At 47.1% G+C, this 16,901-nt stretch carries 9 protein-coding genes and 1 riboswitch; of the genes, 2 read left to right on the top strand and 7 right to left on the bottom strand.

What is annotated here, in order from left to right; translation table 11 throughout:
* Window positions 1-19 precede the first annotated feature (19 nt).
* The 7 genes from CLV98_RS20600 to CLV98_RS20570 form a co-directional block, all read right to left on the bottom strand.
* A complete protein-coding gene (locus CLV98_RS20600) occupies window positions 20-3,043 on the bottom strand; it encodes a DPP IV N-terminal domain-containing protein (protein WP_109677659.1) in 3,024 nt (1,007 codons plus the stop codon).
* Window positions 3,044-3,134: 91 nt separating this feature from the next.
* On the bottom strand, window positions 3,135-4,586 hold the full coding sequence (locus tag CLV98_RS20595; protein ID WP_109677657.1) for a SusD/RagB family nutrient-binding outer membrane lipoprotein: 1,452 nt from the start codon (window positions 4,584-4,586) through the stop codon (window positions 3,135-3,137).
* Window positions 4,587-4,644: 58 nt separating this feature from the next.
* On the bottom strand, window positions 4,645-8,244 hold the full coding sequence (locus tag CLV98_RS20590; protein WP_109677556.1) for a SusC/RagA family TonB-linked outer membrane protein: 3,600 nt from the start codon (window positions 8,242-8,244) through the stop codon (window positions 4,645-4,647).
* Between the two features lie 194 nt (window positions 8,245-8,438).
* On the bottom strand, window positions 8,439-9,503 hold the full coding sequence (locus tag CLV98_RS20585) for a FecR family protein (RefSeq protein ID WP_109677554.1): 1,065 nt from the start codon (window positions 9,501-9,503) through the stop codon (window positions 8,439-8,441).
* 192 nt (window positions 9,504-9,695) lie between these two features.
* Complete coding sequence (locus tag CLV98_RS20580; RefSeq protein ID WP_109677552.1) at window positions 9,696-10,229, bottom strand: D-glycero-alpha-D-manno-heptose-1,7-bisphosphate 7-phosphatase; 534 nt, start codon at window positions 10,227-10,229, stop codon at window positions 9,696-9,698.
* Window positions 10,230-10,298: 69 nt separating this feature from the next.
* Window positions 10,299-11,324, bottom strand: coding sequence for a uroporphyrinogen decarboxylase (gene hemE / locus CLV98_RS20575; RefSeq protein ID WP_109677550.1), 1,026 nt, complete (start codon window positions 11,322-11,324; stop codon window positions 10,299-10,301).
* 143 nt (window positions 11,325-11,467) lie between these two features.
* Window positions 11,468-13,924 carry a TonB-dependent receptor gene (locus tag CLV98_RS20570; RefSeq protein WP_109677548.1) on the bottom strand — a complete coding sequence of 819 codons (2,457 nt, stop codon included), beginning with the start codon at window positions 13,922-13,924 and terminating at the stop codon, window positions 11,468-11,470.
* A gap of 111 nt (window positions 13,925-14,035) precedes the next feature.
* A riboswitch (TPP riboswitch) is annotated at window positions 14,036-14,131 on the bottom strand.
* A 109-nt stretch (window positions 14,132-14,240) separates the two neighbouring features.
* Between CLV98_RS20570 and rocD the strand changes: the two genes are divergently transcribed.
* Together rocD and CLV98_RS20560 are read left to right on the top strand one after the other, a co-directional pair.
* The gene (gene rocD / locus CLV98_RS20565) at window positions 14,241-15,494 is read left to right on the top strand and encodes an ornithine--oxo-acid transaminase (protein ID WP_109677654.1); all 1,254 of its coding nucleotides are present in this window, start codon (window positions 14,241-14,243) and stop codon (window positions 15,492-15,494) included.
* Between the two features lie 8 nt (window positions 15,495-15,502).
* Window positions 15,503-16,888, top strand: a complete 1,386-nt coding sequence (locus CLV98_RS20560; RefSeq protein WP_109677546.1) for a S41 family peptidase — start codon at window positions 15,503-15,505, stop codon at window positions 16,886-16,888.
* The last annotated feature ends 13 nt before the right edge of the window (window positions 16,889-16,901 follow it).

Raw genomic sequence — 16,901 nt, 5'->3', positions numbered from 1 at the left:
ATTGACCAGAAAGAGTGGGCTAGGGACGTTTCAGCAGCTGATCTAGCGTATATAAAATACCATTCTTCATCACCATTTGAATATTCCAGGCATCCTCTATTTTCTTCAAAGGGTCCCCATCGACAATCACCAGATCGGCCAATTTTCCCTTTTCCAAAGAACCCAGATCTTTACTCACCCCCACCGCTTCGGCCGACCAGATGGTGGCCGAACGTAAGGCTTGGAAGGGAGTAATGCCCCCATCTACCCAGCATTGCAGCTCCGAATGCAGGCTCATCGCATAGGGGATAAATGGGCTGTCGGTACCAGCAGTTACCCTAGCCCCACCGTCAATGAGTTTTTTTACGGTCTTCTGAATTTGACCAAAGTTTTTCAGATACCCCGGCAACCGTTTTTCAATGGTACTTGCCCCATTTTTCATGATACTAATATACTCAGGAGTATAAAAGGTATTGAATTGGACGTTATCATAAAAACTAGGGTTCTTGGCCGCCATGGCATAGAAACCTCCTTGTAAAGAAGCGGTTGGAGTGATGTTCATCTGCGATTTTTTAAGCAACTCCAATACATCCTGATAGGTATGGTTCATCGCAGTGATCTTGGGAGAATAACCCCGCCGGCTAGTACCGCCGATATGTTCTACTTGGTCGACCCCATAACGCATGGCGGGGAATATTTCATGAGACGAAACGGGTATTCCATGAGCATGAGCAAAGGCGGTAATTCTTTGCTGCAAGATGTCGGGCATCCGTACATAAGTCTTGATCATATCGTAACCCAAGCGCGAGGAACGTTCCAACTCCATATCCAGCTGAGCGGTGGAATGAATACTATTGGCTAGTCCATAGTAGATTCTACTCCCATCGGTAAGTCCACCGGTAAAGAATTCGCGAGGACCTACCAGCGAACCACTATCCCACGACTCTTTCCTTTCTAAGGCATCATAGGGATCCGCTCCCGTTTCTCTGAGGGATGTAATCCCAAAGGAAAGCCATAACCTACCCAACTTTTCCCCAGTCATGGCATGCTGATGCGTATGCATTTCAAATAATCCCGGGATAACCGTCTTATTCGAGGCGTCTACCAAGTTTCCCGCTCTTCCCGCCTTATGAGGCAGAATGTCTTGAATCCGGTTGTCCTTGACGATAAGGTCCATATTCATAAGGTACCGATCATTTTTCCCGTCAAATACCTTTCCTGCATGAACCACGGTAACCCCTTGACCTGCTTTATAATCCCAATTCAGTGTAAGTGGTATAGCCTCTATGGCACCATCCGAAAGACGGATCTGTTTGATACTATCGGTGGCCATGTATACCAAAGTTTTAGAATCGGCAGTCCAACTAGGCACTTCTGTCAATTCGTTGGTAAGCCTGCGAGGGGGGCCTACTAACCCTCCTTTTCTATCAACGGCAATCACCCATAATGAACCGTCTTGAACGTAAGCCATCGATTTGCCATCGGGTGACCAGGCGGGACCATTCTTGGCACGCATTCCTAAGGAGCGCTCTTCTACTGGGGATACGTATCGGTCGGGCTCGCCTTCCAGCGACACGAGCATAATCTTGTTAATACCCTCTCTAAAGCGGGTGGAATAAACCTGTAGTCCGGATAGGGCGATGGTCTTCCCATCGGGCGACCAGCTCGGCTGGCTGGGTACAAATAGGGCATCGTGAAGCTTGGTGATCTCCTTTGTTTTGACATCTACAGCCTGCAAGGTCCCCATCCCCCACGAATTCCTAGAGTCCCCCATATAGAATGCAATTCGGGTACCATCAGGAGACCAGCTCGGGTAGTTCAGATCGTAATCCAGCTTTACCAACTCTTTTTGCTCTCCCGAAGCTACATCATGCAGCCATAGGGTCATCTGTCCCGTGCGGTCGGTTAGGAAGGCGATGGTCTTTCCATCGGGCGACCAGGTTGGGTCAGCATCCAAATAAGGATCGTTGGTCAATGGAGTTGGTACCGTTTCCCCCTTTTTTAGCATCCATATATCGCCGAGCGCCGAGAACAAATATTTGGTACCATCCGGCGACACATTCAGTCCCTTTATTCCCTTCACAGGCTTTCCAGCCCCCTTGTCGAAATCATAAGGCTTACGGGTGTAATTGGGGGTCGTTACCGTCACTAAAGCCTCAAAGGGAATAATTTCGGCATCCTTTTTCCCTACTATTTTCTTTTTTATTTTTCCGTCGGCCGAATAAACAAACTCCTTTCCAGACAACCAACTCGTTCTGAACGGAAATACATCCTCTTCAGGAGGAGTTACAGCTACCGCCTTTTGTTGCTTCACATCAATATCCAGGAGGCTGCTACTACTGCCCGTAAAAGCGTTAAAATAAACATGGGTACCATCGGGATTCCAAGAGGGAGCATAGAGCTTACCCGCCTGAGCCGCCAAAAGCGTTTCTTTTCCATCTTTGGTGAGCTGATATATGCCAGGTGCCTGAGTACGTTCCGAAACGAAAGCGATCGCATCTCCATTCGAAGAGTAAGCAGGACAATAGTCGTTAGCTAGGTCGGTAGTGAGTTGTGTGAGCTCAAAAGTCTCTAGGTTCATTTTCCAAATGTCATAATTCCCTGCACGATCCGATGAAAAAAGCAAAGACTTACCGTCGGGCGACCACTGAGGTTCCCGTTCGTCAAAGACCCCTCTAGTGAGCTGCTCAAGACCGGTCCCATCGCTATTGACGGCCCATATATGGTAATAGCCGTCTCTGAAAGACTGAAAGGCCACCCGCTTTCCATCGACCGACCAGCTAGGCTGGCGGTCGTCGCCCATACCATCCGTAATGGGCTTGGCTTTTCCACCGGCTCTTGGCACCACCCAGATAGTCCCCTGCACATCCATGGCGATCTGTTGTCCGTCGGGCGAAACGGCTATGGCCATATTGGTCCCTTCCACCAGGCGTACCTGGGTGGTGTCGCCTACCGAAGCACTTGCCGGGTTATTTCCCAAAGAAAATAGAATAAGGCATAAGCCATGAAACAGCTTAACTTGTCGAATAAAAACCGTGCTAAAAGGGGATTTGTACTTTGGCATAAGCATAATGACCTAATTTGTTTAGTATTGGTAAATCTTATCCCTGCCAAGCTCAAGGGCTTGGCAAGGATCCACCCGTTAGGGTAAATATCTATAAATTAACCGCAGTGGGAACGAACAATCCTGGCACCGGGTTAGGCGCACTGGTATTGGAGTTTATTTCCGCCTCGCTGTATATCATCCTTTCTGGTAGAGAGGAGCCTGTTGCTGGCTGGAGTTGCACCCCTTCCGCTTCGTTGCGGGTACGGCGTAGATCGTTAAAACCGATAATCTGCCCGTTAAAGCTAACGTAGCGTTCCATCAATATCTCCTTTAACAAAGCGCTTTGAGCCGACATATTATCGGGATTTAGCATGCCCCCAGGTTCAAAATCAGCCTCAACATAGGGCTCATATTTAAAGGTATAGGCACTTTTATAGGTAGCATCTAGATCACCACCGCCATTCAAATAGGCCCGGTACAGGTTCAGTTTGGCAAGGCCTTCGTCAAATCCTTTGGTCCTAGCCGCAGCCTCAGCGGCCGTCAACAGAGTTTCGGAATAGCTCACCATCGGATAGGAGGTCGTTTGCCCAAATAGGCCTCTGGCCGTAGTAGTACTGCTGGTGTTGGGAGTTACGGGTATGGCAGAACCAGAAGCATTCACGGTCATATATTGATACTTGTAACGGGCGGTTTCGTCGGTCTTCGCATTTCCTTTGTAGGTGGCACTACCAGGGTTAAGCAAGTTAGGTACCAAAGCCAAAGAGGCATCCACATCGCCCACCCTGTTTCTGGCTATATAGGCATACATCAAGTTCTCGTTAACATTCAGGGTATTTCCATGATACATTACCCAAGAGGCTCCAGGCGCATTGATACCCTTTTCGGCAGCAGCAGCAGCGAGTGCATACTCTTTGGTTTCCATGAAAAATCTAGCTTTGAGGCTATAGGCTGCCATTTTCCATTTATCGGAATCTCCTCCAAAATGTATGTCGGCCACTCCCGGGCTGGTTCCAGCCCCCGATTCTAGGTCGGCAATGGCCTCGTCGAGCAGGGCCTGTAGTTTACCATACACGACAGTTTGAGATTCGAACGCTGGGTTAGGAAACTTTTCTATGTCTGCTGCCTCCGAAAACGGTATATCCCCCCAGCAAGCAGTGGCAGTCCCCAAGGCATTAGCGGTAATCACCTTGGCAATACCTTGCATCAGACGGTTGTTACTCGCCTCCGACTTCTCAATAATAAGCTGAGTCTGTTCTACAACGGATTGATAAACAAACTGCCAAACATCATTGAAGGAGGCTCCGGTGACATTATAATTATAGATATCCTTATACTGGCGATCGGACCCGGTAAAATATCCCGACCACATGCTGGCTACCCTGGCCAAATGCCCCTCTTGTACCGACACGTTTCCAAGCTCTGCTGCGGTAAGTAGCAAGGTGGCCGATGCATCAGTAGGGTTATTCAGGTCGGTATTCATGTTATCTACTAGAGATTCACAAGAAAACAAACCCAACAGCATTAGCAGAATTAGCTTATTCGATAGATGGTTTCGTCTCATATTCATTGAAGATTTATCATTTGGAGCTTTAAAACTTCTCCAAGGTTGTGAGATTGAATTAGTAGTTAATTTTTATGGAGAAGATGAACGATCTGGTACCTGGGGAATTAAAATAGTCCATATTCCGGCCGGTAGGTCCACCCGACATATTGGTGTCGGGATCAATGCCAACTACCTTGGTCCATAAAAGCAAGTTTCTTCCCGTTACTCCGAAGTCTACAGACTGTAACTTGGTAAGTTCCTTGAACTTGTCACTATCCAAACGGTACGACAAGGAAAGCTGGCGCAGGCGGGTCCAGCTACCATCTTCTATAAACTGCTCCTTCAGAGAACCAAATCCACTTCCTAATGTGGTATACCAGCTTTGATCCAAAAGTACTGGTCCAGCACCGAAGTCCTCTATATTACCTCTTACGGTAGAACCGGCAGGGATGGTAGCACCGGCATAGTTTTTCAAATCGGTAGTCAAGGTCACTTCATTCCCGGTATCCCCATGGGTACCGAAATTGTACATCACTCCACGGGTACCGCTAAAGTAGTCCCCTCCCTGAGAGGTTTCAAAGAGGATATCTAATCCAAATTTCTTATAGGTCAAGCTGGTTCCAAAGCCACCGATCCAGTCAGGATTGGGGTTCCCTACAACACCCGTTACGGGATCGGCAATAGGGAATCCATTGCTATCGAATTGACGGGTACCATCCTCATTCAAGGCATATTTACTACTCCAAAACACGCCTATAGGCTGGCCAACAACCGCTCTGGCATCCATAAAGTTTTCGATACCGCCTTCCAAATAGAGCGATTGTGTTCCTGCCAAGTCGAGTACTTCACTACGGTTGCGGGTAAAGTTGCCCCTAAGCGACCAAGTCAGGGCCCCTTTTTTAATCACATCGTAGGTCATATCCATTTCGAAACCTTTGTTCTGCAATACGGCAGCATTGGTATATTTGGTAGCGAAGCCCGTAGATGGAGCCAATGTAACAGGTACCAATACATCCTTGACCTTATTATTATAGTAGGTAAGTCCAGTTCTTAGGCGAGAGCCAAAAAACCGAAGATCCATGCCGATCTCGTATTCTGTCTTTCTTTCGGGTTTCAAATATTGATCTCCCAAAGAACTGCTTTGGGCATAGGCCCCTTCTCCAAACTGCGAGCCTACCAAGTTGTCGCCCCATGGACTGGCCGAGAAGGAAGCCGACGAAAATACCGTATTGGAACGGTAAGGTAAGGGTTGCACCCCTACCACCCCGTAAGACGCCCGAAGTTTACCAAAATCTACCCCGCTAATATTGTCGAACAGGGGGAGCTTCGTAAACAACCAGGCTACGTCGGCCGATGGGTAATAGAAGGTCTTGTCGGAAAGGCTACCAAATGAAGAGGCCGACTCCGCCGCCCCAGATAAGTTTAAGAATACGGCATCATAGAGTCCAAAATTGGCTGTGGCATAGGTACGGGTGGTTCGTACCTCACTCCGAGAATTTACTGGCGTACGATTTTGGGTGGTCGCATTAGCAAAGTTGACTGGTGCATCGGCCACTAGAAAATCATTGATGGTCACCCCCACATTATAATATTTGCGGTTGTTAATATTAAACCCAAGCACATAGGTAGAAGTGATATTGGGACTAATATCCTTGGTTACCCGAGCCAATAGATCGGCATTAACCTGGGTCTCCTTGGTAATTTGATCCTTATACTGGCCCTGCCCCGCACCCACGATATCGTTGACTGGGAAGTAGTTCACCTGTTGATCGGTATAGGTGTCGATGCCCCCACGGGCTATGATGTCGATCCATGAAACCGGCTTCAAAGACAACTCCGCGCTGTTGATAAATCGATCCACATCAGTGGAGTTTTCTTGCTCATATAAGGCCCATAATGCATTATTGTTGGCAGGGTTAGGCACCGCTCCTAAGTAGCTCCTGTAGCCACGCTGCCGGCCTTCTATGGGCGAAGCAGTCGGACTACTATAATAGCTCCCTTTGTAGTCTGAAATATCGAAGTCGGCGGGGTTTCTTGCCAAGCCCACCATGGCTCCTGCCAAGTTATTCCCTCTTTGGATCCGGTCAGAATAACTTTTGGTATATGCAGTGCTGGTAGAGAGTTTTAACTTTTCAGTAAAATTTTTCTCCACATTAAGCCTCGCAGTGGTACGGTTGTAACTACTATTCCCACGTTGAATCCCTTTTTGGCGGACATCACCAATGCTTAGGAAATAAGTGGTTTTAGCATCGCCCCCACTGATACTAATGGCATTGTCCACATATAAACCCGTGCGGAAAACCTTATCAAAATTCGAATCGTTATAAACTTCCTTAGAGTTCTTAGTGATAATAGGGTAATAAAGGGAGCCGTCTTCGGCTTGAAAATATGCGCCACTGGTATTGACTTCATCGGCTCCGCCGCTACGGTCGGCGATTTTATCGCCCCAGGCATTGGCCCCTAAGGGATTGTATACACCAGCCGACCCCTGGCCATAATTACTCTGAAAGGGGTGGTATTTATTAATTTTATCCAAAGACAGGGTAGAAGAGAATGAAATATTCATTTTACCTTCCGCTCCCCTTTTGGTCGTTATCAAAATTACCCCATTGGCCGCCCGCGACCCCCATAATGCCGCTGCTGATGCCCCCTTTAAAATTTGCATAGAAGCAATATCATTGGGATTAATGTCATTGAGGCGGGACTGAGGTACTACTCCACCCGAGGTACCTCCTTCGGTGGTATTGCTAACTGGTATTCCATCGATTACGATGAGGGGCTGGGTGTTTCCTGTAAGGGTGTTTTGCCCCCGGATCTGAATAAAAGAGGCGGCTCCCGGATCGCCAGCGGCCCGCGAAATTTGTACCCCGGCAGCCTTCCCTGCCAAACCATTGATTACACTAGTCTCCCCCGATTTGGCAATGGCATCTCCATTCACCTTGCTACTGGTCGATCCCAAGCGATCGGCAACTTCTTTGAAACCCAAGGCCGTTACGACTACTTCATTTAAGGCCTGAACATCCTCTATCAAGACCACATCCACCACATTCCGATTGGCAATGGGAACTTCCTGGGTCTTGTATCCTATAAACGAAAATACGAGTACTCCCTCACTATTGGGAACCTCTATCGTGTACTTTCCAGAGGCATCGGTGACACTACCAATATTGGTGCCTTTCAATAAGATATTGACCCCTGGTATACCTTCGGCACCCCCCTTATCGGTAACCGTCCCACTAATCCCAAGTGTCTTACTCTGATACGATAACGTCAAATCGGCCTTCAAAATCTCCGTTACTTGGCTTGAAGTGGCCTTAGGAGTCTCTGCTTCTTTCTTGGAATCATTTTTATATAATACATAGAACCCCTTTCTGGCCATACGATACCCAATCTCTTTAGGCTTCAAGAGCCTTTCCAGTTGTTGATCGATATTCTTAGTGTTCTTTAAGATATCGATCTCATTCTTGCTTACCCAAATATTCTCTAGCAAGCCTGTTTCATACGCAATGGATACATTATAACGCCCTTCTAATTCCCGTAAAAGATCTTTCAAAAAAACCTGTTGGAATTTCGACTCGTCTGAGGCTATGGGGCTGCCCGCCGACACCGGGCTTGCCACGGATAACATGGCGATACCTAGTAAAAAGTAATACCAAATTCTGTGAGAAATTTTCATAGGAATGACTTAAAATGTTTGACTTATTAATCTATACGCAACAGCTTCGCCCCTTTTTTAAGAGGGCACACGCTACCGTAGATGCCGTAGGCGCCTCGGTTGCCATCCAATATGTGTGTGAGAATGAAATAACTTACTTCACATCTGCGTGCGGCTCAGACGTATATAAATATAAAAGGAATGCCATATGGCTATTATTTACTTAAAATTAGCTCCCTATCATTTCGAATTAGTTTCAGCTGAAATAAGTCAGCAATATCTTGCAATAACGTGTCGGACCCTATATCCGTCAACGGAATAGAACCTGAAACCCGCCTCTCTAATAAGGCTTTATCATCGACAGTCACTTGAACTCCATAGCAGCTCTCAACTTTTTGTAAGAGCTCCTGAAGAGAGGTACCCTCAAGTTTCCATTTACCGGTCGTCCAAGACGAATACGTCTCTGGATCGACTCGAACCTTTTCGGGCTCCTGGGCGGTATGCAATTGATTCCCGGATATCTCCACCAGATCCCCCGGCTGCATCATCAAATCCTCCGTTTCAGGAATACTGAGCTTGATACTTCCCGACTGCAAGACGACCCTACTGATATCACTTCGTTCGAGTACAGTAAACTCCGTTCCGAGCACTTCAATAGTCTTTCCACTTTCGGTAAAAACCTTAAATTTCCTATGGTCCGTGGTATGACTGATATCAAAAAAGCCTTCCCCCTCGAGCCAAACTTCTCTATTAAATCCCCCATGAAGGAGGCTATAGTGGAGTTTACTATTGCCATTCAGAACCACTTTCGATCCGTCGGGTAATTCAATATTCTTAATTTCTCCATATCCTGTAGCGATATGGATGTAATTCAACTTATAATAAAACAATAGCGTGGCCGATAGCACGACGAATGCAATAAAAATAGCTGCATATCGACGCATATGGCCTAGAATATACCCCCGAAATGGTTTCTCCTTGGCCATAACCTTGTCCCCTGGCAAATCTTGATCCATACTTTCTGAGGCCTTTTCCCACACTTCACCAGACGATAACATCAGTTTTAGAAAAAGCTTCTCATCTTCGTCGGATAACGACTCGACCCATCGCAATGCGCGCTGAATATTTTCATCAGACTCCGCCAACCAATTTGTCAATTCCCTTTCTTCCTGCGGCGAACAGTTATTCTTAAAAAATCGAATGACCAAGTCTTTTGAAATACCCATATTTCTTAGCAATCTCTTTAAGTCAATCAGAACAAACTTCGTCCCTTTACCCATAGAGAGTCGTTTTATTTCGCCATACCCCTAATGGATATATAATTTATTTCGAAAAATAATGATAATATAAAATATATGGTCGTAAAATTGCACAATAACAAAATTATCTGATATTATATTTAGATCTAGTATTTGGACATACCCATCCCACATGCCTATGGCATACATCAATCGACAGTACCTAGGGCCCTATTAGGCCTTTTCTGACAATATAATTTTGGAGGCTTCTAGGAGGCTGGTGGCATGGAAGTCGCCGGTACTCCCTTCTGGGGTCGGCAATATATGGATCGTTTGGGCACCGATCTTCTTACCGGCTTGCATATCGCGAGAGCGGTCCCCGATCATCCAAGATTGAAGGGGATCGATATGATACTTGGCCATGGCCTTTTCGAGGAGCAAAGAGTCGGGTTTGCGGGTGAGCGACTGCCCCGAATACTCCGGATGATGGGGAGAAAAATAGAGATCGTCAATCACATGGCCACCGGCTTGTTGTATGCGCTCGTGAATGGCATATACGGCATCGGCTTGGTACAACCCTTTGGCAATACCCGCTTGATTGGTAATTACAATCAACAAATAACCTGCCTTTTTGAGTGCTTGTAAAGCCTCTCCTACACCATCAGGAATGACTAAATCTTCCAGTTTATATAAATAATCGTTCAGATCTTCGTTTAAAACGCCATCCCTATCTAGAAATACGCATTTATTTTTCGGTTGTACACCCATGCTATTTTTATATTAATGAAGATGCTATTGCTAAAATCAGTTTCTTTTTAGCAATAGCATCTGGCGCCTTTAGAGGCTATATTCTTTGACGGTTTCTATAAAACACCGCACCTTATCGGGGTTGGTGTCGGGGTATACCCCATGCCCTAGGTTGGCAATATAAGGTTGCCCCTCAAACTGACCGATCATCTGTCTTACTTCCTTTTTTATCTGATCATAAGAGCCATAGAGTACGCAGGGGTCTAAGTTACCTTGTAAGGTTTTATGGGGAATCAAAGCGCGCGACTCCGCAATATCCATGTTCCAGTCCAAGCCTACCACCGAACAGCTCAGCTGACCTATTTCGGCCCGGGCAAAATACGCCCCCTTAGCAAATACCGTAACGGGCACTTCCGTTATGGCATCGCAGATTTGCTTGATATAGGGCAAAGAAAATTCCCGGTACTGAGCCGGCGAAAGGATTCCCGCCCAAGAATCGAACACCTGCAGTAAGTTAGCACCAACTACGGCTTGTGCCTTTAGGTAGGCTATGGTGCTATCTGTAATTTTTTGAAGCAAAGTATGCGCAAAAACGGGATCGGTATATAGCAGTTTCTTCGCCACCGAAAAGGTCTTGGAACCCTTGCCTTCGGTCATATAGCAAAAGATCGTAAAAGGAGCACCTGCAAAGCCGATCAACGGCACCCGATTATTCAGCGCCTTTTTGGTAATCTTTATGGCTTCGAGCACATAGCCGAGGTCCGCTTCGGGGTCGGCAATGCGTAGCTTGGCTAGCTCCTCGGTATTTTTTACCGTTTTCGGAAACACGGGTCCTCTTTGTTCCACCATTTCGTAGGGAAGGCCCATGGCTTCGGGAACCACCAGGATATCAGAAAAAATAATGGCAGCATCGACGCCCAGCAGGTCCACTGGCTGGAGGGTTACCTCTGCAGCCAACTCTGGCGTAGTGGCCAACTGTATAAAACTGCCGGCTTTTTCACGTACTGCCCGGTATTCGGCCAAAATCCGCCCAGCCTGGCGCATCATCCAAACGGGTGTACGTTCGGTTTTCTCACCGCGTGCTGCCCGAAGTAAAAGGTCATTTTCTAATTTCATGCCGCAAAGGTAAATAGAAACTCGTTAGTGGAAGCCTATCCATTCTTAGAAATGAATGCCCTTTTATTATTTTATTAAGGTATGAAAACAAAAAAGCCTGGGTTAGCTCCACCACCCAGGCTTTTGTAGACAACTTCCTTACTTTAGAATTTCAAATTGACACCCACCAAAAAATTGGTGCCGGCCTGAGGATAGTAAAAATTCTCCTGAATGAGTCTTTCTCCGGCAATATAGCCGAAGGTATAGCCATTGGACTCATACTTTTCGTTGAAAATATTATTAACCATCGCATTGAGCACCACCATTCGCGCCCATTTCGGTTTTAGCGTATAGGTAAGGCGTAGGTCATTGGTAAAATAAGCATCCAATCGGCGGTCGTCATTGCTGGTATTGTCTAGGTACTGCTTGCCGACGTACTTGCTCAACAGGGCCAGTTCGAGCGATTTGGCTAATGAGTAACTGAGTTGGCTACCCGATATTATCTTAGGAGAAAAGGATATATCCGAACGACCATGATCGAAGGTCTGATACCCGCCGTTATCGTAATCGGGTATGTATTCGGTAAAATTGGCAATTTTATTCTCACTAAAAGTAGCATTGACATTCCACTTCAGTTTATCACTCAGAGCCAAGGCCCCCTCCAGTTCCACACCCATCCTAAAGCTCTTGGGCACGTTGGCTCTTACGGCCGTTCCTACGTCGTTGATCTGCCCGGTGAGTACGAGTTGATCCTTATAATGCATGTAATAATAGTTCACAGAAAATGCCCAATTACGCTTTTGAAGTCGCATACCTGCCTCCAGGTCCTGCAACCGCTCGGCCTTGGGCAGCAAACCTCTGCTGGCATCTACAAAATCGCTCCGGTTAGGCTCTCGGTTACCCACACTATAAGAGGCATATAAGGCGCCTCCCGGCGTAAAGTCATAATTCAATCCCGCCTTGGGGTTGAAAAAAGTATACTGCTGATCCATATCCAAAGTGGCCAGATGATCGTCCACTCCCTCAATACCATAAGAAACAAAGCGCATTTGCAAATCGGCATAGGCATTGAGCTTCTCAGTAAACTGATAGTACCCCTTACCATAGAAATTCAGGTCTTGCTTGAGCCCGTTACTAAAGTAGTATTGGTGGTCTTTTTCAATAGGGCCGGCATTGCGAGCCCATATTACCCGTCCATAATGATCGCCGTCGTAGCGGTTATAACCACCCCCTACACTAGCCGTAAATTTCTTAAAGCTATTATAGTCGGCCGAAAAGGTGGTACCCATAAAGTAATTGTCTAAGAACCGGCGACGGATAAAATCGGTAGACTGGAGAGTATCGGCCCCTATTACCACATTGGGCAGGTTGTAGCTACTGTAGCTATCCTGAGTCCTGTATTGCTCATAATACCCTAACCCACGGACCAAAAAAGCGTTGACATTGAGCGTCAGGCCATCGCTAAGGCTATGCGAGGACACCAGCTGGTAATGGTCTTGTCGGTAATTGTCGACCTCATCCTTGTATGTATAATAATTATAGCTTCGGTCGTCAGAATTCAACAGATTGGCGGCGTCTTTTTCGTCCAAATAGTTGCGGCTGATATAGTCCTGAATCCCTTGACGATCCCCCCGCACCTTGGCTTCGGGACTTCCATACCAAGACTGATAGGTACGCTCCTTGCCCGAAAACATATTAAACCTTACAAAGCTCTTTTTGCCAAAATACCCCGCCGAAAGGTAATAAGAATGCAACTCCGACTCTGCCCTATCGACGAACCCATCCGAAGATACACGCGACAAACGGGCATCGACTGTGAATTTGTTTTTGATGAGGCCGGTACCTAGCTTCAGGGTATTCTTAAAAGTATTGAACGACCCAGCCGAGTTATTCAATTCGGCATAAGCCTCAGGCTGAAAACTATTGGTGTTCACATTGACGGTGGCACCGAAGGCTCCGGCACCATTGGTAGAGGTCCCTACCCCCCGTTGGATTTGGATACTACTTACCGAAGAGGCAAAATCGGGCATATTGACCCAATACACCCCCTGGCTTTCGGCATCGTTATAGGGAATACCATTCACCGTCACGTTGATGCGGGTAGCATCGGAACCTCGAATACGGATACCCGTGTACCCCACCCCTGCTCCCGCATCGCTGGTGCTAACTAAGGAAGGGGTAAAATTGAGCAATACAGGAAGGTCTTGGCCCAGATTCTGTTTTTCTATTTGGGCCGCACTTACATCGGTATAGGCCATTGCGCTCTTCTCGTTGACCCGAGTGGCATGGATAATTACCTCATCGGCCTGTAAGGTGCTCTTTTGTAACCGAATATCGAGGTTCTGAGTATCCTGCTTAAGGGCTATCGCCATGGTGGAATAGCCTACGTAGGAGACTTTGAGGGAGGTGATATTTTCAGAAATCCCCTCCAGAACGAAAGCTCCAGATTCGGTTGAGAAAGTTCCGCGGATATCCCCAGCCTGGACGGTGGCGCCGGGCAGGGGCTTTCCATCGGCGGCATCGGTAATACGCCCCGAAATGGTGCGCTGGGCGAGGGCACTGCCGGCCGACAAAAATAAAAACAAACAGATAGCCATAAAGGCATAGACGTATCGCAACATGCTGGTAACGTGTTAGAAACAGGCAAAGGGCCACCTATTTGTGATATAAAAAGTTGAAATTTACCAGTTTACTCCCACAAAAAAGATGGACCAAAAAGGCCATTAAATTGCTCTGGAGAAACTTTCTCTCCCTTCGCCGGCATTACCCGGATCAGGTTCTATGGGTATGATCTCAGCCCGTTTGGTAGGGCACCCCTTTGAGATTTTGACACAAAGGTAGTCTACAAAAATGTATGTTACAAGGAGGTCGTCATTTTACATATCCACCAAGTATTTTGTATTTTTACATATTACAATCATAAAAAACGGCCTACCTATGTCTGCATTTGCTGAAACAACGACCAGTTCCACCACCCAGAACACCATTGATTTAGAACTTCGATTCGGAGCACATAACTACAAACCCATGCCTGTGGTGCTTACAAAGGGATTGGGGGTGCATGTATGGGATGTAGACGGTAAGCAGTATTTGGATTTCCTATCGGCCTATAGCGCAGTAAGCCAGGGCCATTGTCATCCAAAAATCGTTCAGGCCCTCATTGAGCAATCTCAAAAACTGACGCTAACGTCTCGCGCCTTTTATAACGACAAGTTGGGGGTATGTGAGCAATATATGGCCGAGTATTTCGGCTACGACAAGGTATTGATGATGAATTCGGGAGTAGAAGCCGGAGAAACCGCCTTAAAATTAACCCGTAAATGGGCTTATAAAGTGAAGGGGATTGCACCGAATCAGGCCAAAACGGTATATGCCACTGGCAACTTTTGGGGAAGAACCTTGGCGGCGATTTCCGCTTCCACCGACCCATCCAGCACCAGTCATTACGGACCCTTTCTGCCTGGCTTCGAGATAGTCGCCTATAATGACTTGGCAGCCTTAGAGACGCTCTTCCAAAACGACCCCAATATCGCTGGGTTTATGGTAGAGCCCATCCAGGGTGAAGCAGGGGTGGTAGTTCCCGACGAGGGTTATTTGGCCGGAGTCCGCCGATTATGTACCCAATACCAGGTACTGTTTATTGCCGACGAAGTGCAAACGGGCATAGGCCGCACCGGCAAGAAATTGGCTTGTGACTGGGAAGGGGTAAAACCCGATATATTAGTCTTGGGCAAGGCCCTTTCTGGAGGGGTATTCCCGGTTTCGGCGGCATTGGCCAACGACGAAGTCATGTTGACGATCTTACCCGGTGAGCATGGCTCCACTTTCGGAGGTAACCCCCTGGCCGCAGCAGTAGCCATGGCCGCCCTTCAAGTAGTAGAGGAGGAGAAATTGGCGGATAACGCCGAAGCCATGGGACAAATTTTTAGGAGTCGAATTCAAGAGCTACAGCAACAATGTTCACTCATAAAAATCGTTAGAGGTAAGGGGCTGTTGAACGCCATCGTAATCGACGATACCGAAGAGAGCGATACGGCTAATCAACTCTGCTACCAGATGATGGAAAAAGGCCTACTTTGCAAACCCACGCATGGAAACAAAATACGCTTTGCACCTCCGTTGGTTATCGACGCCCCGCAGATCAATCAAGCTTGCGACATCATTGCCGAGGTATTTTTAAACTTCCAATAAATAGCCCCATGCGCTCAAAAATAGTTGTTATATTCCTTTTACTAACTGCCTTCTCCTTGTCGTGCAAGGAGAAGTCTGTAGAGCCTGCCACGGTATCCGAAACCAACCAGTGGATATACGATCAGATGAAATATTGGTACTACTGGAACGATCAGCTACCGCAACCCCCCGACCTCACCCAGTCTCCTACAGACCTATTCAATTCCCTTTTATATAAATACGACGCCACCCTGAGGCCCGACGGCGATCGGTTTTCTTGGATTCAGGAAAGTGCCGACGAACTACTGGCTGGCCTAGGTGGGAGTGAAAAAACAACGGGTATGGAATTCAAACTGTCGTACTACCCCTCTGGAACCAAAAACGTCATAGGCCTAGTCACCTACGTATGGCCCAACTCCCCCGCATCGGCTGCGGGTATCAAAAGAGGAAACATCTTTACTGGGATTAATAACGAAGCCCTTACTGGCGACAATTATCAGCGACTGCTGAATACCGACGGCCCACTCGCCCTTACTTTAGGGGCTTTGGACTCCCTCGGCCAAGTGAACACGACCCAGTCCAAAACCCTAGAAAAACTCACCTTACAAACCGATCCGGTATATTTTGACAGCCTTTATCAGATCCAAGGAAAAAACATCGGGTACCTGGTCTATAACAGGTTTAACCCAGAGCCCTATGAAGCCGATAACGACTTATACGACAACGAGCTCACGGCAGTAATTGGAAAATTCAAAGATAATGGAGTAAAGCACCTTATCCTGGACCTACGCTACAACCCGGGTGGCTATGTGAGTTCTGCCACACATTTGGCGAGTCTGATTGGCAAGGTTACCAACAAAGATAAATTCTATATCAAAGAGTATAATAAAACAGTCACTCCAGATCTTGAAAAGGAATATGGAGCTACATTTTTCTATGACACCTTTGCGCTGAAAGACCAGAGTATAGGCCAGGATTTAGAAAACCTGATTATCCTTACGTCCACTGGCACCGCATCGGCTAGTGAGCTGCTCATTAATGGACTGAAGCCTTTTATGACCGTAACGGTTATCGGGGGTAAGACGGTAGGAAAAAATGTAGGTTCCATCTCCCTTACCAATAAAAAAGCGGGGATCACGTATGGACTTCAACCTATCGTGACAAAATCCTTTAACAGTCAGATGAAGTCGGATTATAACCTGGGGTTCGTGCCAGACGTCGCCGCAGTAGAAGGATTAAACTTATATCCCTTTGGCGACCCTCGCGACCCGCTGCTCGGCGAGGCCCTCTTCAAAATCGTCGGCAGCCGAACTACCAGACGCAGCCTTACGCCCGGCCCTAAGGAACTACCCCATAGCGAGATCATGTCGACGATGTCCCACAAAGCAGGAGGGGACAATATGTTTTTCGACTGAAATAGCACCTATC

This window comes from Dyadobacter jejuensis (assembly GCF_003149085.1).
Classification (GTDB): domain Bacteria; phylum Bacteroidota; class Bacteroidia; order Cytophagales; family Spirosomataceae; genus Dyadobacter; species Dyadobacter jejuensis.
Note: the sequence above shows the minus strand (reverse complement) of the source record. Positions and strands in the feature narration are given on the sequence as shown.

Coding starts and splice junctions, on each gene's coding strand:
- CLV98_RS20600 (WP_109677659.1), bottom strand. CDS start 3,043: ATGCCAAAGTACAAATCCCCTTTTAGCACGGTTTTTATTCGACAAGTT.
- CLV98_RS20595 (WP_109677657.1), bottom strand. CDS start 4,586: ATGAGACGAAACCATCTATCGAATAAGCTAATTCTGCTAATGCTGTTG.
- CLV98_RS20590 (WP_109677556.1), bottom strand. CDS start 8,244: ATGAAAATTTCTCACAGAATTTGGTATTACTTTTTACTAGGTATCGCC.
- CLV98_RS20585 (WP_109677554.1), bottom strand. CDS start 9,503: ATGGGTAAAGGGACGAAGTTTGTTCTGATTGACTTAAAGAGATTGCTA.
- CLV98_RS20580 (WP_109677552.1), bottom strand. CDS start 10,229: ATGGGTGTACAACCGAAAAATAAATGCGTATTTCTAGATAGGGATGGC.
- hemE (WP_109677550.1), bottom strand. CDS start 11,324: ATGAAATTAGAAAATGACCTTTTACTTCGGGCAGCACGCGGTGAGAAA.
- CLV98_RS20570 (WP_109677548.1), bottom strand. CDS start 13,924: ATGTTGCGATACGTCTATGCCTTTATGGCTATCTGTTTGTTTTTATTT.
- rocD (WP_109677654.1), top strand. CDS start 14,241: ATGTCTGCATTTGCTGAAACAACGACCAGTTCCACCACCCAGAACACC.
- CLV98_RS20560 (WP_109677546.1), top strand. CDS start 15,503: ATGCGCTCAAAAATAGTTGTTATATTCCTTTTACTAACTGCCTTCTCC.